We start from the raw sequence: 17,782 nt of genomic DNA on the forward strand, positions 1-17,782 counted from the left end.
TGTCGCACTTAAGGATCATTTAATAATGCAACCCATTCAGGGCGCCACGCCGCGTCCTCCGGGGGAACCTCCCTCCGCACCGTCTGCCGCCGGCGAACAGCCGCTTTCCACCCAGCAACGTACCGTGCTGGAGCGCCTGATCACCCGGATCATTGCGCTTAGCCAACAGCAGAGCGCTGAAGTGTGGGCGGGCCTTAAGCACGATCTGGGACTCAAAAGCGAGACGCCGCTGCTGTCTCGGCATTTCCCTGCCGCTGAGCAGAACCTGAATCAGCGCCTGACCAGTGCGCAAACCACGCTGGCAACGCGTCAGATCATTCAGCAACTGAGCGATTTGCTGCCCCAGGGCAATAACCGCCAGGCGGTGAGCGACTTTATCCGCCAGCAGTTTGGCCAGACGGCGCTGAGCCAGCTCACGCCGGACCAGCTCAAAACCGTGCTGACGCTGCTGCAAAACAACCAGCTCGCCATCCCTCAGCCGCAGCAGCGCCCGGCCACCGACCGCCCGCTGCTCCCCGCCGAGCACAACAGCCTGAACCAGCTTGTCACCAAACTCGCCGCGGCAACGGGCGAGTCCGGCAAACAAATCTGGCAGTCAATGCTGGAGCTGTCCGGCGTGAAAACCGGTGAACTCATTCCGGCTAAGCACTTTGCTTTGTTGACAACCTGGCTCCAGGCAAGGCAAACGCTGAGCCAGCAGTCTACGCCTACTTTGCACAGCGTGCAGGCGGCCCTAAAGCAGCCGCTTGAGCCGCAGGAGTGGAAAGAGATGGTGGATTACAGCCAGCAGCGCTTCCAGGCCACGCCGCAAACGATACTGACGACCGCGCAGGTACAGGACATTCTCAATCAGGTGTTTTTAAAACGCGCCGAGCGACAGCCAGCTACGATTGAAGTGCGTGATATTCAGCCGATCTACAACCCGATGTTTAGCGCAATTATCGAGCCGATAAAGGCGCTGAGCGCGAGGCCAGGTCTGGCGTTGATCGCGCTGGTCGTGGTGGTGATTTTGCTCTGGCTGGTGATCTAGTTCCTCACCCCAACCCTCTCCCAAAAGGAGAGGGAAAAAACGGGCAACAAGCAAACCTACTTCCTGAACGCCACCAGCGTCACGGCAATCCCCAGCACCGCAGAAACGGCCCCGGCCATAAACACCGACGAATAGCCCATAGACGTTGCCAGAATTCCGGTCAGCGGCCCGGTGACACCGTATGAAATATCCTGGAAAGCAGCATAGCCGCCCAGCGCCGTGCCGCGCACCTGAGGCGGAACACGCTTAACCACTTCAACGCCAAGCGCGGGGAATATAAGCGAACAACCGCAGCCGGTCAGCGCCGCACCCAGCAGCGCGGTCCAGGCTCCAGGCGCGTGCCAGAGCAGCAGCAAGCCCACGGTTTCAACCGCAAGGGAAAACAGCGCCACGCGCACGCCGCCGTAGCGATCGGGCATCCAGCCAAACAGCACGCGCACCAGTACGAAAGCGCCGCCAAAAGCCGTCAACGTGAAGCCTGCATGGGCCCAGCCGTTTGCGGCAAAATAGAGCGAAACAAAGGTGCCGATAACCGCAAAGCCGACGCCCTGCAGCGCGAGACCCAGCCCCGGCTGCCAGATAAGTCCGATCACAGTCAATAACGAAGGCCGCTCGCCTTTATGGGCCGGAACAGGTTTCACGGTGCCGTTAAACAGCAGCCCAATCAGCGGCAAAGCAATGGTTGTCACGCCCAGCGCCACAAAACCCCACTGGCTGTTAAGCATCAACCCCAGCGGTGCACCGGCAGCCAGCGCGCCATAAATCGCCATCCCATTCCAGGACATCACCTTACCCGAACGCCCAGGGCCAACCAGCCCCAGTCCCCAGGTCAGGTTGCCGGTCAGCAGCTGGCTTTCGCCGAAGCCAAGAATCAACCGCCCAACGATCAGCAAGGCAAACTTCACCGCTGGCTCTACCGGCAATAGCGCGGCGAGCAGGTAGGCAGCGCCCGCCAGTCCGCAGGCAAACATCCCTTGCAGGACGGAGCGTTTAGCGCCCATCTGGTCGGCGAGTCGCCCCGCGTAACCCCGGGTCAATACGGTGGCGAGAAACTGAATGCCCACCGCCACGCCAACCATCATGTTGCCGTAGCCCAACTGCTGGTGAACAAAAAGCGGGATAACGGGCAGCGGCAGGCCCACCGTCATATAGGTCAGAAAGACCGCAAAAGTAATTCTGAAAAGCGACGTATTTGCCGATTTCGACGTTTTAAGAGTGGAATCAGGTACTGCAGACATACTGCTTACTCCATAAATTCAGAGCAAGGCGCAAGTTACCCCGCGCCCTTTCCTCTGAGTGTTCAGATGACAGGGTGCGTTGGTTAACGTTAAACGCTTACGCATTATCAATAATGATAATGGAGGGGAATGCATAGTGCCTTTCGGTTAACCGACTGTCAATGCTGAACAATGGGCAAAAAAATGGGGCCCCCGCAGGTGCCCCATTCCGAATGATTATGGCGATTAAGCGTTCAGCTTACGCATCACCAGCGTGGCGTTAGTGCCGCCGAAGCCGAAGCTGTTGGACATCACGGTGGTCAGCGCTGCATCCGTCGCTTTAGTGACGATGTTCAGGCCAGCAGCCTGTTCGTCCAGCTCTTCCACGTTAATGCTTGGCGCGATGAAGCCGTGTTCAAGCATCAGCAGAGAATAGATGGCTTCCTGTACGCCCGCGGCGCCCAGAGAGTGGCCGGTCATGGCTTTGGTCGCAGAGATCGCCGGGCTGCGATCGGCGAACACTTCACGAATCGCACCCAGCTCTTTCACGTCGCCTACCGGAGTAGAAGTACCGTGGGAGTTCAGGTAGTCGATTGGGGTATCAACGCCGTGCATCGCCATCTTCATGCAGCGCACCGCGCCTTCACCGGATGGGGCAACCATGTCCGCGCCGTCAGACGTTGCGCCGTAGCCAACGATTTCAGCATAGATGTGTGCGCCACGAGCCAGAGCGTGCTCCAGTTCTTCAACCACAACCATACCGCCGCCGCCTGCAATGACGAAGCCGTCGCGGTGCGCGTCATAGGTACGGGAAGCTTTTTCTGGCGTTTCGTTGTACTTGGTGGACAGCGCGCCCATCGCATCAAACTCACACGCCATTTCCCAGCCCAGTTCTTCGCCGCCGCCGGCAAAGACGATGTCTTGTTTACCGAGCTGAATCTGCTCTACCGCGTTACCGATACAGTGGGCGGAAGTTGCACAGGCGGAGCTGATGGAGTAGTTCACCCCATGAATTTTGAACGGCGTTGCCAGGCAAGCGGAAACCGCAGAGCCCATGGCTTTGGTCACCACGTAAGGACCCACGGCTTTCAGGCCACGCGGGCTACGCATGGCGTCAGCACCAAAGACCTGCGCTTTAGAAGAGCCGCCGGAACCGGCAATCAGACCAACGCGCGGGTTGTTCTGGTAAACCTCTTCGCTCAGGCCTGCATCGGCAATCGCTTCACGCATGGAGAGATAGGCATAGATAGAGGCATCGTTCATGAAACGAACCACTTTACGGTCAATCAAACCAGTGGTATCCAGCTTGACGTTACCCCAGATGTGGCTACGCATTCCCGCGTCTTTAAACTCTTCCGAGAAAGTGATCCCTGAGCGTCCTTCTCGCAGAGATGCCAGGACTTCCTGCTGGTTATTACCAATGCTGGAAACAATGCCCAGGCCAGTAATCACTGCACGTTTCATTCAAATACCTCGTTCACTGCACTATGTAGGATTTCGTGTCGCACAATAGCGTACAGTTGTAAGCCGAACAAGTCCGATCAGCCAAATTGTGCGGAAATTTGCGCCGCTCCGCTCACGCCGTTATGATCGTGCCACTGCCTGTCAGACGAGCAACTTACGTGAAACATTCCCCTATACAATCCGCCAACCTCGGTTTTAACGAAGAAGGTACACCTGTATCCCGAGATTTTGACGACGTTTACTTCTCTAACGATAACGGACTGGAAGAGACGCGATACGTCTTCCTCGGCGGAAACCATCTCCCTGAACGCTTTGCAACCCACGAAAGACCGCTTTTTGTGGTCGCAGAAAGTGGGTTTGGTACCGGCCTTAACTTTTTGACTTTATGGCAGGCGTTCGATGAATTTTGTGTGAAACGTGAAGATGCCTGCTTAAAACGGCTGCATTTTATCAGTTTTGAAAAATTTCCCCTGACCGCCGCCGATCTGGCGCTGGCCCATCAGCACTGGCCAGAGCTCAGTCGCTTCGCCACCGAGCTTCAGCAACAATGGCCGCTGCCGATTCCCGGCTGCCACCGCCTGCTGCTGGACAATGGCCGCATCACGCTTGACCTGTGGTTTGGCGATATTAACGAGCTGATATCTCAGTTAGATGACACCCTTAATCAGCAGGTCGATGCCTGGTTCCTGGATGGCTTCGCGCCCTCCAAAAACCCGGATATGTGGACGCAGCAGCTCTTCCAGGCCATGGTTCGCATGGCTCGCCCTGGGGGCACGCTGGCGACCTTTACTTCCGCAGGCTTTGTACGCCGTGGCTTAATTGAAGCGGGCTTCACCGTGACACGCAGCAAAGGGTTTGGCCGCAAACGCGAAATGCTAGTTGGATCTCTACAACAGCCCGTGGATACTCCTGCCCGCACCCCCTGGTACGCTCGCCCTGGCACAAGTGAACGTGAAACCGCGATTATTGGCGGCGGCATTGCCAGCGCCCTGCTCGCCCTGGCGCTGCTGCGTCGAGGCTGGAAGGTCACCCTGTATTGCGAGGATGAAGCCCCAGCCCAGGGCGCATCCGGCAACCGTCAGGGCGCACTTTACCCGCTGCTTACCGCGCATGATGCGGCGCTAACCACCTTTTTCCCGGCGGCATTCACCTTCGCGCGCCGACTGTACGATGCCCTTCCGGTAACTTTTGATCATGCCTGGTGCGGCGTAACCCAGCTCGCCTGGGATGAAAAAAGTGCACATAAAATCGAACAGATGCTCGGTCTGAACCTGCCAGACTTACTGGCGAAGGCGGTGGATGCTGATACTGTGGCGGAAACCTGTGGCGTGGACACGCAGTGCGGTGGCATCAGCTATCCGCTGGGCGGCTGGCTCTACCCGGCACAGCTTACCACCGGCGCTCTTGCACAAGCCGAACAGCAAGGATTAAAGATTCATTATGGATACCGGGTGACCGACTTAACGGCCGCGAATGGCGGCTGGAAGATAGATTTTGCTCAGCAGGAGACCGCCCAGCATGCCGCCGTCGTGCTGGCCAACGGACATCAAATAAGTCGGTTTTCTCAAACTCAGAACCTGCCTGTTTATTCAGTCGGCGGCCAGGTCAGCCATATTCCTACCACGCCGGGATTAAGCCAGCTCCGCCAGGTGCTGTGCTACGACGGCTATCTGACGCCGGTCAACCCGCACAACCAGCAGCATTGTATTGGCGCCAGCTATCACCGTGGCCGGGATGAAATGACCTGGAATGCAGAAGATCAGCAGCATAATCGCCAGCGCCTGCTCGACTGCCTGCCGAATGCCGAATGGGCAAAAGAAGTGGACGTTTCAGCCAACGAAGCCCGCTGCGGCGTGCGCTGCGCTTCACGCGACCACCTTCCAATGGTGGGCAGTGTGCCAGATTATGACGCCACGTTTGAGCAATATATCGGGCTGGCCGAGGATCGTGCAAACGCAGAGCCTGCACCGGTTTACGACAATCTTTATATGCTGGGTGCATTGGGCTCACGCGGGCTGTGTAGCGCGCCGCTGGCTTCTGAGATTCTGGCAGCGCAGATGAGTGAAGAGCCTATTCCGCTGGATGCAGTCACGCTCGCGGCGCTGAACCCGAATCGGCTTTGGGTAAGGAAGCTATTGAAAGGAAAAGCGGTGAAGTGATGTTCCCCTCATCAGCTTCTCTGTAACGCTTTTATCCCCTCTCCCTTTTAGGGAGAGGGTTAGGGTGAGGGTTAAAACTTCGCCTTCTCGAAAAGCGTTTCCCACATGCCCAACACCAGCGCCTGGTCGCGCGGGGAAAGCTCACCGGCCTGAATCGCCTTTTGCAGGCTATCGCTCACCACCACATGCAGCGCGTCTGGCGTATGGTCGTCGCCGTTTTCCAGTTCGGCTACCGCCAGAGTCAGGTGCCCACGCAGATAACCGCTGGCAAACAGGTCGTCGTCACTGGCGTGCTCCACCATCTCATCAATCAACGCCAAAATACGTGACTCAAATTCCGCGATCATCATACATCCTCTTCATACAGGTGATTTTTAGTTTAGGTCTTCTGGCCAGGCAAACTGCCCGGCTTCGAGCGCAGGGGTGCCATAATACGCCCTTAGCGCGTCAATCAAACGAGCCGGGCGCTCGGGGATCCCGTCTTTCAGATAAGTCATAACCTGGGCATGAACCCGGCGCTGAAACGCAATGCGGTCAGGCTCAAAATCGCCGCTCAGGTTGTCGCAGCTGACGTTAAACGGGAAGCCCGCGGCGGTGCTGAGCATCCACTCCAGCGCCTGCGGCTTCACTTCCACATCTTCGAACTTGCCCTGGGTTTCGGCGTCTCGCCCGTCCGGGCAATACCAGTAACCGAAGTCCACCAGCTTGCGGCGCTCTGCGCCCGCCACGCACCAGTGGGAAATCTCATGCATTCCGCTGGCGTAATAGCCGTGCGCGAAGACGATGCGGTTATACGGCAATTCGTCATCCGCAGGCAGATAAATAGGCTCGTCATCGCCCTTGATCAAGCGGGTATTAAACTCTGCCAGGAAGCAGCTATCGAACACGTCAATCAGTTCCTGGTAATGGTGTTGTTTGCTCATAGTGACATCATTCATTTCAGGCTATCCCTAACCAATGGAGAATTTCCGGTCCGTGGCTGTCATACAGCAGCTTGGCGCTCATTACCGCCGAAACAACGACAATCATTGGGCGAATCAGCTGCTGCCCTTTACTTAAGACGAGGCGCGAACCCGCCCTCGCCCCTAAAAATTGCCCGGCCATCATCACAAAGCCGGTGCCCCAAATCACCTTGCCGCCGATGATAAACAGCAGCAGCCCGCCAAGATTGGAGGTGGCGTTCAGGACTTTCGCGTGGGCGGTGGATTTGGCGAGGTTGAAGCCGCAAAGCGTCACAAAGGCCAGCGCGTAAAACGACCCGGCGCCGGGGCCAAAGAAGCCATCATAAAAACCGACGCAGCCCCCGGCAATTAACGCGAACGGCAAACCGTGCAGGCGGCGCTGCCGGTCTTCTTCCCCGAGCTTTGGCATCAGCAGGAAATAGAGCCCGATGCCGATAATCAGCAGCGGCAGGATCTGGCGCAAAATATCGGACTTCACGTGCTGCACCAGCAATGCGCCGCACGTAGAGCCGATAAAGGTCATCAGAATATTGAGCTTCTGATCGGCAAGGCTGACCACCTTGCGGCGAATGAAATAGAGAGAGGCTGAAACCGAGCCGCCGCAGGCCTGTAGCTTGTTGGTTGCCAGGGCCTGAGCCGGAGACATGCCTACCGCCAGCAAAGCAGGGACCGTCAGTAACCCGCCGCCGCCCGCAAGGGCATCAATAAACCCGGCCAGCATGGCGACAAAAAACAGCGCCAGCAGCAGCAGCGGGGAAACCATAAACCATTCCATTTACAGAGCGTGCTCATCCAGTAATGCCTGACAGGAGGCGGGTAGCGGCGGTGGCGTTGTCTTTTTCGGCGGCGTGCTGCCCGGTGCAGGCGGCGCGAACCAGCTTTGCAGCTCGGCCCCGCAGCCGTCTCCCGGCGGAGGCAGAGGCTGATCCTCACACTCAAGGCTGTTAGCCGGGCAGCGCAGGCGAACGTGCATGTGGGCGCGGTGGGCAAACCACGGGCGCACCTTACGCAGCCAGTCGCGGTCAGCGCCCGCATCTTCGCAAAGCCGCTGCTTAATAGCCGGGTTCACGAAGATGCGCGTCACCTCGTTATCTTTAGCCGCGAGCTTAATCAGGCTGTCGATTTCCGGTTTCCACAGCGAAGGCACCACGCGCTTGCCGTCGGCAGCAACCAAATCCAAAGCCTGAGGGCGCAGCAATTGCGCCGACGTCCAGCGAGTTTTTGGCAGTTGCAGGAAAATGTCGACATCAAGCCCGGTCTGATGGCTGGCGTGGCCGGAGCTAAAACGCCCGCCTGCCGCCATGCCCATGTCACCAATCAACACTGTCCCCAGGCCGAGCTGATTTACCTGATTACTCAGGCGCTGAATAAACATCACCAGATCGGGATGACCAAAGTAGCGACGCTGATCCGGGCGCATCACCTGGTAGCGGGCGTCCTCAAGCGGCAACGCGTGAGCCCCGACGATGCAGCCGTTGGAAAACGCGCCAATAGACTGCGCGCTACCGGCAATCGGGTGGTCGATTTTTTGCCACGGCGTCGCCGCTAGAGCCTGGGCGCTGGCGGCCAGCGCCAGCATCCCGATCAGGAGTTTGTTCATCGTCTTACCAGCGAGGCAGCGGGGAAGAAACGTCAGCGTTCTGAGCGCGCTGGCGCAGCAGGTGATCCATCAGCACGATAGCCAGCATTGCTTCTGCGATCGGCACAGCGCGGATCCCCACGCAAGGATCGTGACGCCCGCGGGTGATCATCTCCACTTCTTCGCCTTCGCGATTAATGGTTTTGCCCGGCACGGTAATGCTGGAAGTTGGTTTCAGGGCCATATTAGCCACGATCTGCTGCCCGCTGCTGATGCCGCCCAGAATGCCGCCCGCGTGGTTGCTCTGGAAGCCTTGCTGGCTGATTTCATCCCGGTTCTGGCTGCCGCGCAGGTTCACCACGCCGAAGCCTTCGCCAATTTCCACGCCTTTCACCGCGTTGATACTCATCAGCGCGTGGGCAATGTCTGCGTCCAGGCGGTCAAAGACCGGCTCACCGAGGCCCGGCGGCACGTTGTCAGCCACAACGGTCACTTTCGCGCCGATGGAGTCGCCCTCTTTTTTCAGGCCTCGCATCAGCTCGTCCAGCGCGTCGATTTTATCCGGGTCCGGGCAGAAGAACGGATTCTGCTCAACCTGATCCCAGTCTTTGATTTCCAGCGGAATATCGCCCATCTGCGTCAGGCAGCCGCGAATTTTAATGCCGAATTTCTGCTCAAGGTATTTCTTGGCAATGGCGCCCGCTGCAACGCGCATGGCGGTTTCACGGGCAGAAGAACGGCCGCCGCCGCGGTAGTCGCGCAGGCCGTATTTTTGTTCGTAGGTGTAATCCGCGTGTCCCGGACGGAACACGTCTTTGATGGCGCTGTAATCCTGGGAACGCTGATCGGTATTTTCAATCAGCAGGCCAATGCTCGTGCCGGTCGTCACGCCTTCAAACACGCCGGAGAGAATTTTGACCTGGTCAGGCTCACGGCGTTGAGTGGTGTAGCGCGAGGTGCCCGGACGGCGGCGATCGAGATCGTGCTGCAGGTCGGCCTCCGTCAGCGGGATGCCCGGCGGGACGCCGTCAACAATGCAGCCCAGCGCGATGCCGTGAGATTCACCAAATGTCGTTACGCGAAAAACCTGTCCAATACTGTTACCAGCCATCACGGCTCCTTAATCACCGTTCTAGTTATTGTGTTGTGCGCGGGAAGTAAAACGAGCCCGAAGGCTCGTCTACGTTCGGCAATTAATCTTTGTAGATACTGAAGTACTCGCGAGCGTCAATCAGCTGCGCTTTAGTCAGCATAAATACGCCGTCGCCGCCGTTGTCGAACTCAAGCCAGGTGAACGGCACCTCCGGGTACTGTTCCATCAGGTGTACCATGCTGTTCCCCACTTCACAAATCAGGATCCCGCCGTCGGCCAGGTAATCCGGCGCGCAGCCAAGAATACGACGAGCCAGCTTCAGACCATCGCTGCCGGCCGCCAGGCCCAGCTCAGGTTCGAAGTGGTATTCGCCCGGCAGATCCGCCATGTCTTCTTCATCAACATACGGCGGGTTCGTCACAATCACGTCGTACTGCACTTTAGGCAGGTCGCGGAACAGGTCAGAGCGAATCGGCGTGACGTTGTGGTCCAGGCCGTGCTCGGCAATGTTCTGCTCGGCCACGGCGATAGCGTCAGGGGAAATATCAACAATATCCACTTCCGCATTCGGGAATTCATAGGCGCAGGCAATCCCGATGCAGCCGCTGCCGGTGCACATATCCAGAATGTGCTGCGGCTCGTGGTCGATCATCCCGGCAAAGCGGTTGTTAATCAGCTCTCCAATCGGCGAGCGCGGCACCAGTACACGTTCGTCCACGTAGAACTCGTGGCCGCAGAACCAGGCTTTATTGGTCAGGTAGGCAACCGGAATACGTTCGTTGACGCGGCGAATCACGCGTTCGACGATGCGGTGACGCTCGCTTGGGGTCAGACGCGCGGTGCGCATGTCTTCAGGAATATCCAGCGGCAGGTACAGACTTGGCAGAACCAGCTGAACGGCTTCATCCCATGGATTGTCGGTGCCGTGCCCATACCAGATGTTGGCGGCGCTAAAGCGGCTGACCGACCAGCGCAGCATGTCCTGAATGGTATGCAGCTCGTTTACTGCCTCATCGACGAAAATTTTATCCACGTGCCCTCCGCAGGCGACTCACGCTAGTTCAATAATAATCGGTTAGTTTGCCATGAAGGAGGCGACAAATCAGCATCCATCGACGCCGGGAGGCCGCGAAATTTGCGTTTTCTTTATTGCTGCCGGGTAAAGCAGGTAAACTGGCCGCAAAGCGAATGCGAGATGAGAGAAACATGAAAAAAAAATCACCGCTCAGTTCCGAAGATGAGGCGCTGTTTCGCGGCCTGATGGGCGGCACGAAAAAACTGGCTCAGGACACGATTGTCCACCGCCCGGTGCGCAAGAAAATAACGGAAGTGCCCGTGAAGCGTCTGCTGCAGGAGCAGGCTGATGCCAGCCACTATTTTTCCGATGAGTTTCAGCCACGCCTGGCGACCGAAGGGCCAATGCGCTACGTGCGCGAAGGCGTGAGTCATTTTGAACTGAAGAAACTGCGTCGCGGGGATTATTCTCCGGAGCTATTTCTTGATTTGCACGGTCTGACCCAGCTTCAGGCCAAACAGGAGCTGGGCGCGCTGATAGCCGCCTGCCGCCGCGAGCATGTTTTTTGTGCCTGCGTGATGCACGGCCACGGTAAACACGTCCTAAAGCAGCAAACGCCGCTCTGGCTGGCGCAGCATCCGCATATTGTGGCGTTTCATCAGGCACCGAAAGAGTACGGCGGCGATGCCGCGCTGCTGGTGCTGATTGAGATTGAGGAGTGGCAGCCGCCGGAGCTGCCATAAGCTCAGCGCAAGGGATTCCCCTCACCCCGGCCCTCTCCCATAGGGAGAGGGGGAAAACGATCGGGAGCAGTCCCCTCGCCACTTTGGGGAGAGGGTTAGGGTGAGGGGGAAAATCCTGAGCACCTTAAAAGCAAAAAGAGCCGCGTTCGCGACTCTTTTTTTCATGCTCACAGCAATCAGATAGCCTTAGCCACCTTGAAGTTGCAGGGGCTCATCTGCCAGTTAAACACACCTTTACCGGAATCCGGGTCCAGCGTGACGTTGGCAATGGCCGAAGTCGTAAACATCGGCGGAGCCTCTTCCGGGCAAAGCTCGGAAACCAGATAACCCACGAGCGGCAGGTGGGAAACCACCAGCGCAGATTCAACACCTTGACTTGCCAGCGCCAGCAGGTAATCCCCCACCAGGCCTACATCACCGCAGGGCCGCAGCTCTGGCAGGATGTCTTCTTTTTCCGGGAGGTTCAGCGCTTCCCGCACCACGTCCAGGGTTTGTTCAGCTCGCAGGTAAGGGCTCACCAGAACACGTTCGATACTTGCCACTTGACCCGTTAACCAGGTCGCCATCAGACGGGATTCATCACACCCACATTGGGTTAAGGGACGAACCGAGTCGCTGGCAGCATCGAGTGCTGCGTCGCCGTGACGCATGATAAAAACTTGCATATTGCACCGCTTTTGTTAACCAGGAACGCCTGAACCCGCACGCTGAAAAAGTGGGGTTCACGGCAGCCGGGCATTGTGCCTTATCCGTACATCGAATGAAACGCTGTCTTTTACCTCAATGCTGCAAGTATAGTCAATATCTGTTTACAAAATGACCTTGCAGCGTACATTTACCGGTTTTAGCTCAGCGCTTCGTCAAGCTCGGTCACCGGCTGCGACGTCAACGCGGGCCAGAAACTAAGGTGTTGTTCAGCCATAATAATCAGCCTTTCACAGGGGCTGAACCGCTCCCCGTACAGGCTCGCTAAACGCTGTAATTTTGCCACCACATCGGCGGCCCCCAGGCTGTCCATATACCTGAACGGCCCGCCTAAAAACGGCGGAAAACCAATGCCGAAAACGCCGCCAATATCGCCATCACGTGCGCTTCTGACCACACCCTCATCGAGGCAGCGAGCGGCCTCGTTGAGCATCATCATGACGCAGCGCTCGGCGATGTGTTCCGGGGTCTGACGCCCGTTCGGCGTCACGCCTAATAGCGTGTAAATCGCTGTGTCAGGCTGTTTCTTGCTTTTACGCCCTTTTGCAGGATAAAGATAGAAACCGCGACCATTTTTTCTTCCTTTGCGATCGTCCTTCAAGATTGCATCCACGGTATCAGGCGCGGCAAAGCGATCGCCGAAAGCCTGCTGCAGAATCGGGATAATCTTCGTGCCGACGTCTATCCCAACCTCATCCAGCAATTGTACCGGCCCCACCGGAAAACCGAACTTCACCAGCGCATCGTCAATACGCTCGATCGGCTCACCTTCCGTGAGGCAGCGCAGCGCTTCATTAACATAAGGCGCCAGAATGCGATTGACGTAAAACCCGGCGCTGTCGCCTACCACAATCGGCGTTTTGCCCTGTTTTTTCGCCAACTGCACGGTCGTGGAAATGGTTTCCGCGCTAGTCCCTGCATGAGGAATCACTTCGACCAGCGGCATTTTGTCTACAGGGCTGAAGAAATGCAGGCCAATAACCTGCTGCGGGCGCGCTGCCTGAGCGGCAATATCGGCAATCGGCAGCGAAGAAGTATTCGAGGCAAAAACGGTGTGCGGTGCAGTATACTGTTCAACCTCAGCCACCATTTTTTGCTTCAGCGCCAGATCTTCAAACACGGCTTCCACCACGATATCTCGCTGGCTAAAGCCGTGGTAATCGGTTCCACCGGAGATACGTGCCAGTTCGCGCTGGCGCTCAGCAGGCTTCATATGGCGGCGACGGACTTTCTTCTCCAGCAGATCCCAGCTGTATTTCAGCGCGTGGTTAATGCCTTCGTTGTTAATGTCCTTAATGCGCACCGGAAGCTTGCCTTTGGTGGCCGTCACATAGGCGATCCCGCCGCCCATTAATCCCCCCCCCAGCACGCCGACAGAATTTAGTTTGCCGGGCTTTGCTTCACCGCCATACTCTTTTTTCAGCTCCGTACTGGCAAAGAACAGGCCGCGCAAAGCGGCAGATTCGGGAGACATGGCCAGCTCACCAAACGCTTTGGCTTCGGCCTCATAGCCGCTTTTGCTCCCTTGCTCCAGCCCGGTGCGGATAACCTGGATAATGCAGCCCGTTGCCGGGTAATTGCCCTGCGTCTTCTCTTCGGTCTTCTTGCTGACCATGCTGAACAAGAGCGAGCGCCCCAGCGGCCCGGCGAGTACGCGTTCTTTTACCGGCAGTTCACGCGAAGGTTTCCGCCCTTTAAGCGCCAGCTCAACAGCGGCCTCAAGCAAAATAGATTCGGGCACCACGTCATCCACCAGCCCCAGCTTCAGGGCCTGACGCGGGCGCAGCTGCTTGCCGGTCAAAATCATGTCCAGCGCATTGCTGACGCCTATCAGGCGAGGTAAACGCTGAGTGCCGCCCGAGCCCGGCAGCAGGCCCAGTTGCACTTCCGGCAGGCCAAGCAGCGTTTTAGGTGAATCGGTACAGATGCGGACATGGCAGGCAAGCGCCATCTCCAGGCCGCCGCCCAGGCAGGCGCCGTGAATCGCGGCCACCACCGGGATCGGCAGCGCGGCGATTTCTGCCATGATCTGCTGCCCCTGTCGCGCCAGCTCTTGCGCTTCTGCAGCCGTTTTGCAGCCGCCTATCATGTTGATGTCGGCCCCGGCGATAAAGTTGTCCGGCTTGCCGGAGATAAATACCAGCCCCTGCACGCTCGGGTTGTCGCGCAGTTTTTTTATAATGCTGTGTACCTGCGCCCCAAATTCGGCCTTCAGGGTATTCATTTTTTCGCCCGGAACGTCGATGGTCACTACGGCAACGTTATCCAGTCGGATGTGTAAATCGAATGCGCCTTGCTGTGCCATCACTCCACCTCCAGAACCATTGCCGCACCAAGCCCACCGGCCGCACACGCGGTAACGAGGCCAAAGCCTCCCCCGCGGCGACGCAGTTCATGCAGCGTCTGGGTAATCATCCTTGCGCCCGTCGCCGCAAACGGATGCCCGTAGGCGATCGACCCTCCCAGCACGTTAAATTTCGCGTCATCGACTTCGCCCGTGGCGTGAGCCCGGCCCAGCACATTGCGGGCAAAGTTTTCACTAGAAAGCATTTTCAGGTTGGCTAACGTCTGCGCGGCAAAGGCTTCGTGCATATCAAACAGGGTCAAATCATTCAGCGTAATGCCCGCGCGCTCAAGCGCCAGCGGCGTCGCCCACGCCGGGCCAAGCAGCATATCCTGCCAGACATCAATGGCGGTGAACGCGTAGCTGCGCAGGAAACCGAGCGGCTTGAGGCCAAGCTCTTTTGCCCGGGATTCGGTCATCAGGATCACGGCCGCAGCGCCGTCCGTCAGCGGCGTACTGTTAGCCGCGGTCACGGTGCCGTGCTTGCGGTCAAACGCCGGACGGAGTTTTGCATAATCGGCGAGGCTGGAGCCTTTACGCACGTTGTTATCTTCAGCGAACGGCTGACGATAGGGAGGAATAAACGCCGTCATCACTTCATCGGCCAGCTTTCCTTCCTGCCAGGCCTGGGCGGCACGCTCGTGGGAACGATGTGCCAGCGCGTCCTGCTGTTCGCGAGTGATGCCGTGAGTTTTCGCCATCTGCTCAGCGGTATCCCCCATACGCAGACCGGTAGAATATTCAGCCACGGCGGGAGGAACTGGCAAAAGATCGCGAGGACGTAATTTGGAAAACAGTTTCAGCCGCTGCCCAAGCGTGCGCGCTTTGTTCACGTCCACCAGCGTACGGCCCAGCTTTTTGCTGACGCCAATAGGCAGCACGGAAGAAGAATCTGCGCCACCTGCAATCCCGGCGCGAATGGTGCCGGCCATCAAACTTTCGGCTACGTTTGCAACGGCCTGGAAACTTGTGGCGCAGGCACGGCTGACGCTGTAGGCATCGGTATGGACGCTCATGCCGGTCGCCAGCACGATTTCACGGGCAATGTTTGGCGCTTCCGGCATTTGTACCACCTGGCCAAAGACCAGTTGCTCAATCGCCTCGGGCGGCACTTCGCTGCGGGCCATCAGCTCGCTCACCACCATATTGCCGAGATCGACGGCGGGAATACCATGAAAAGCCGTGGCCTGACGGGCAAACGGCGTGCGTAAACCACTGACAATGGCAATACGATCGCCCTGGCGGGTAATCAACGGCAGTGCCTGACTCATAACGCTCCCCTGCTAAAAAAAGTGAATACAGACAAAAAGTGGTCTGACCTGATCACAGTCTTAACTAAAAATTCACATCCAGCCAACCAGCGGGCGAAAAAAATGGGAGAAGCGACACGAATTATTACATAACGAAATGAACGCCCCCGCTTTACACGGGGGAATTAGAGAGCGGGAATTTAACGCAGGCCGAGCTGGAAAATCATCGTTTCAGCCTGGCAGCTAAACTGGAAATCGATATCCAGCTGCACGCCGTCGGCGACTTCGGTGTAGCGCGGTGTAATCTGGCAAGGTTCAGACTCAACGTCACGGGCTTTAGCCGTTAACGCAGCCAGCACTTCATCGGCTTCTGTTTTGCTAGTAAATACACGGCTGTAGGAGGCGATGCAATCTGTGTTGTCGATAATAGAACCGACATCAATGCAGCAGCAAACCGGGGTTTCATCGGCGGTATTTTTACTCATCACGCTTTCCTCTGTAATGCGGCTTAAAATAGGAGAATGGTTAAAATAATTGTGGCTATTTTACGCCCGCCGTTGCATCTGCTCCAGTTGATAATCCTCACAAAACCGACAAGTGACGGAAATCACACTTAAAAATGATCTAAAACAAATAACATCCCCGCTTTGATGAGAAGTTCCCCCCAATTTTGCCACTCAGATCCCGTTTTCAAGATCAAACATGAAAAACTTTAGAAACAAACTTGCAACATCCTCGCTGGTCAGACCTATACTCTCGCCACTGGTCTGATTTCTCTGTACCCGATCAGTCCCTACTATTCGCGCTCCTGTTACGGTATGTAACATTGTTTGCATAAAAATAAATCAATGAGGTTTTGGTCATGAGCCAGAAAAACCTGTTTACAAAGTCAGCCCTCGCGGTTGCAGTGGCAATAGTCTCCTCCCAGGCGTACGCCGCCGGCTTTCAATTAAACGAGTTCTCTTCCTCTGGCCTTGGCCGAGCGTATTCGGGGGAAGGTGCAGTTGCGGATAATGCGGGTTCAGCAAGCCGCAACCCCGCTACCATCATGATGTTCGATCGCCCTTCTTTCTCCGCTGGTGCTATCTTCGTTGACCCGGACGTTGATATCTCCGGCCGTTCGCCGTCAGGCAAAAGCCTGGATGCGAAAAACATCGCGCCAACCGCATGGGTCCCTAACCTGCACTTTGTGGCGCCGATCAACGACCAGTTTGGCTGGGGTGCGTCCGTTACCTCTAACTACGGCCTGGCCACCGAGTATAATGACAGCTACGCAGCAGGCTCGATGGGCGGTACCACCGACCTGACGACCCTGAACATGAACCTGAGCGGCGCCTACCGCCTGAACAGCAACTGGAGCTTCGGCCTCGGTTTCGACGCGGTTTATGCTAAAGCGAAGATTGAGCGCTATGCGGGCGATCTGCCACAAATTCTGGCGGCAAATCCAAAAGTTCCAGCAGCTTATAAAGGTCTGCTCGGATCTATCCCTGCAGATACCCAAATCGCCCATCTGAAGGGTGACAAATGGGGCTTCGGCTGGAACGCCGGGATCCTGTATGAAATTGATAAAGACAACCGCTACGGCTTCACCTACCGCTCTGAAGTGAAAATTGACTTCGACGGCGACTATAAGAGCAGCCTGCCACCATCAAGTGCTTTGCCACCGGCACTCTCCGGTATCCTGTCCGCAAACAACATTCCTGTCGGCACGGGCGGCGCGACTATTCCTGGCTCTCTGAACCTGTATCTGCCTGAGATGTGGGAACTGTCCGGTTATAACAAAGTGGCACCAAAATGGGCCATCCACTATAGCCTGACCTACACCAGCTGGAGCCAGTTCCAGGAGCTGAAAGCGAAAGACAGCAACGGCCAGAAGCTGTTCTATAAAGATGAAGGCTTCCGGGATGCTTACCGCATCGCGCTGGGTACCACCTACTATATGGACGACAACTGGACGTTCCGTACCGGTATCGCGTTCGATGACAGCCCGGTGCCGGCTAACAAGCGTTCTATCTCCATTCCGGACCAGGACCGCCTGTGGCTGAGCGCCGGTACCACCTATGCGTTCAACAAAGACGCGTCTGTGGACGTAGGCGTTTCCTACATGCACGGTCAGAAAGTGAACATTGAAGAGTACCCGTACTCCTTCAAATCTGAAGGTAAAGCCTGGCTGTACGGCGCTAACTTCAACTACGCGTTCTAAGTTACTGCCCCGAAAAGT

16 protein-coding genes are annotated in these 17,782 nt (G+C 57.0%); 4 read left to right on the forward strand and 12 right to left on the reverse strand.

The features are described from left to right. Positions 1-25: 25 nt before the first annotated feature. Positions 26-1,030 (forward strand): flagella biosynthesis regulator Flk, encoded by a 1,005-nt coding sequence (flk, locus tag AAIE02_RS11610; RefSeq protein ID WP_498532566.1) that lies wholly within the window; start codon positions 26-28, stop codon positions 1,028-1,030. Positions 1,031-1,086: 56 nt separating this feature from the next. Here flk and AAIE02_RS11615 read toward each other — a convergent pair whose 3' ends face one another. Both AAIE02_RS11615 and fabB read right to left on the reverse strand, forming a co-directional pair. Beyond that, the gene (locus tag AAIE02_RS11615; protein ID WP_008459697.1) at positions 1,087-2,268 is read right to left on the reverse strand and encodes an MFS transporter; all 1,182 of its coding nucleotides are present in this window, start codon (positions 2,266-2,268) and stop codon (positions 1,087-1,089) included. Positions 2,269-2,493: 225 nt separating this feature from the next. Then, positions 2,494-3,711, reverse strand: coding sequence for a beta-ketoacyl-ACP synthase I (fabB, locus tag AAIE02_RS11620; protein WP_008459695.1), 1,218 nt, complete (start codon positions 3,709-3,711; stop codon positions 2,494-2,496). A gap of 158 nt (positions 3,712-3,869) precedes the next feature. On the opposite strand from fabB, the gene mnmC reads away from it, so the two are divergent. Then, complete coding sequence (mnmC, locus tag AAIE02_RS11625) at positions 3,870-5,870, forward strand: bifunctional tRNA (5-methylaminomethyl-2-thiouridine)(34)-methyltransferase MnmC2/FAD-dependent 5-carboxymethylaminomethyl-2-thiouridine(34) oxidoreductase MnmC1 (RefSeq protein ID WP_498532567.1); 2,001 nt, start codon at positions 3,870-3,872, stop codon at positions 5,868-5,870. 71 nt (positions 5,871-5,941) lie between these two features. On the opposite strand, the gene AAIE02_RS11630 is transcribed toward mnmC, so the two are convergent. From AAIE02_RS11630 to prmB, 6 genes are all read right to left on the reverse strand, one after another. After that, entirely contained in the window at positions 5,942-6,217 is a 276-nt protein-coding gene (locus tag AAIE02_RS11630; RefSeq protein WP_008459691.1) for a YfcL family protein, read from the reverse strand. A 27-nt stretch (positions 6,218-6,244) separates the two neighbouring features. Next, complete coding sequence (locus AAIE02_RS11635; RefSeq protein WP_008459689.1) at positions 6,245-6,793, reverse strand: elongation factor P hydroxylase; 549 nt, start codon at positions 6,791-6,793, stop codon at positions 6,245-6,247. A 16-nt stretch (positions 6,794-6,809) separates the two neighbouring features. Next, positions 6,810-7,607 (reverse strand): sulfite exporter TauE/SafE family protein, encoded by a 798-nt coding sequence (locus AAIE02_RS11640; protein ID WP_008459687.1) that lies wholly within the window; start codon positions 7,605-7,607, stop codon positions 6,810-6,812. Continuing rightward, positions 7,608-8,432: a penicillin-insensitive murein endopeptidase gene (gene mepA / locus AAIE02_RS11645; RefSeq protein ID WP_008459685.1), complete on the reverse strand. Its 825-nt coding sequence runs from the start codon at positions 8,430-8,432 to the stop codon at positions 7,608-7,610. It abuts the gene before it with no gap. A 4-nt stretch (positions 8,433-8,436) separates the two neighbouring features. Next, complete coding sequence (gene aroC, locus AAIE02_RS11650; protein ID WP_498532568.1) at positions 8,437-9,522, reverse strand: chorismate synthase; 1,086 nt, start codon at positions 9,520-9,522, stop codon at positions 8,437-8,439. 82 nt (positions 9,523-9,604) lie between these two features. Beyond that, positions 9,605-10,537: a 50S ribosomal protein L3 N(5)-glutamine methyltransferase gene (gene prmB / locus AAIE02_RS11655; protein ID WP_008459683.1), complete on the reverse strand. Its 933-nt coding sequence runs from the start codon at positions 10,535-10,537 to the stop codon at positions 9,605-9,607. A 173-nt stretch (positions 10,538-10,710) separates the two neighbouring features. On the opposite strand from prmB, the gene smrB reads away from it, so the two are divergent. Then, the gene (gene smrB, locus AAIE02_RS11660) at positions 10,711-11,262 is read left to right on the forward strand and encodes an endonuclease SmrB (RefSeq protein ID WP_008459682.1); all 552 of its coding nucleotides are present in this window, start codon (positions 10,711-10,713) and stop codon (positions 11,260-11,262) included. Between the two features lie 176 nt (positions 11,263-11,438). Here the strand turns inward: smrB and sixA are convergent, their stop codons facing one another. The 4 genes from sixA to AAIE02_RS11680 form a co-directional block, all read right to left on the reverse strand. Continuing rightward, positions 11,439-11,927, reverse strand: a complete 489-nt coding sequence (gene sixA, locus AAIE02_RS11665) for a phosphohistidine phosphatase SixA (protein ID WP_008459681.1) — start codon at positions 11,925-11,927, stop codon at positions 11,439-11,441. Between the two features lie 179 nt (positions 11,928-12,106). Then, a complete protein-coding gene (gene fadJ / locus AAIE02_RS11670; protein ID WP_498532569.1) occupies positions 12,107-14,272 on the reverse strand; it encodes a fatty acid oxidation complex subunit alpha FadJ in 2,166 nt (721 codons plus the stop codon). Next, entirely contained in the window at positions 14,272-15,582 is a 1,311-nt protein-coding gene (fadI, locus tag AAIE02_RS11675) for an acetyl-CoA C-acyltransferase FadI (RefSeq protein WP_008459679.1), read from the reverse strand. Before fadI ends, fadJ begins: the two co-directional genes overlap by 1 nt. Positions 15,583-15,761: 179 nt before the next feature. Beyond that, positions 15,762-16,046 (reverse strand): YfcZ/YiiS family protein, encoded by a 285-nt coding sequence (locus tag AAIE02_RS11680; protein WP_008459678.1) that lies wholly within the window; start codon positions 16,044-16,046, stop codon positions 15,762-15,764. A gap of 377 nt (positions 16,047-16,423) precedes the next feature. Here AAIE02_RS11680 and fadL point away from each other — a divergent pair, with 377 nt between their 5' ends. Beyond that, a complete protein-coding gene (fadL, locus tag AAIE02_RS11685; RefSeq protein WP_166990856.1) occupies positions 16,424-17,764 on the forward strand; it encodes a long-chain fatty acid transporter FadL in 1,341 nt (446 codons plus the stop codon). Positions 17,765-17,782 lie beyond the last annotated feature (18 nt).

Source organism: Cedecea sp. Ae19-4 (genome assembly GCF_059801165.1).

What these genes read in the sequence shown, in the direction of transcription:
- AAIE02_RS11640 (WP_008459687.1), bottom strand. Translation starts at nt 7,607, where the DNA reads ATGGAATGGTTTATGGTTTCCCCGCTGCTGCTGCTGGCGCTGTTTTTT.
- fadL (WP_166990856.1), top strand. Translation starts at nt 16,424, where the DNA reads ATGAGCCAGAAAAACCTGTTTACAAAGTCAGCCCTCGCGGTTGCAGTG.
- sixA (WP_008459681.1), bottom strand. Translation starts at nt 11,927, where the DNA reads ATGCAAGTTTTTATCATGCGTCACGGCGACGCAGCACTCGATGCTGCC.
- AAIE02_RS11680 (WP_008459678.1), bottom strand. Translation starts at nt 16,046, where the DNA reads ATGAGTAAAAATACCGCCGATGAAACCCCGGTTTGCTGCTGCATTGAT.
- smrB (WP_008459682.1), top strand. Translation starts at nt 10,711, where the DNA reads ATGAAAAAAAAATCACCGCTCAGTTCCGAAGATGAGGCGCTGTTTCGC.
- AAIE02_RS11615 (WP_008459697.1), bottom strand. Translation starts at nt 2,268, where the DNA reads ATGTCTGCAGTACCTGATTCCACTCTTAAAACGTCGAAATCGGCAAAT.
- AAIE02_RS11630 (WP_008459691.1), bottom strand. Translation starts at nt 6,217, where the DNA reads ATGATCGCGGAATTTGAGTCACGTATTTTGGCGTTGATTGATGAGATG.
- mepA (WP_008459685.1), bottom strand. Translation starts at nt 8,432, where the DNA reads ATGAACAAACTCCTGATCGGGATGCTGGCGCTGGCCGCCAGCGCCCAG.
- AAIE02_RS11635 (WP_008459689.1), bottom strand. Translation starts at nt 6,793, where the DNA reads ATGAGCAAACAACACCATTACCAGGAACTGATTGACGTGTTCGATAGC.
- flk (WP_498532566.1), top strand. Translation starts at nt 26, where the DNA reads ATGCAACCCATTCAGGGCGCCACGCCGCGTCCTCCGGGGGAACCTCCC.
- fadI (WP_008459679.1), bottom strand. Translation starts at nt 15,582, where the DNA reads ATGAGTCAGGCACTGCCGTTGATTACCCGCCAGGGCGATCGTATTGCC.
- aroC (WP_498532568.1), bottom strand. Translation starts at nt 9,522, where the DNA reads ATGGCTGGTAACAGTATTGGACAGGTTTTTCGCGTAACGACATTTGGT.
- fabB (WP_008459695.1), bottom strand. Translation starts at nt 3,711, where the DNA reads ATGAAACGTGCAGTGATTACTGGCCTGGGCATTGTTTCCAGCATTGGT.
- fadJ (WP_498532569.1), bottom strand. Translation starts at nt 14,272, where the DNA reads ATGGCACAGCAAGGCGCATTCGATTTACACATCCGACTGGATAACGTT.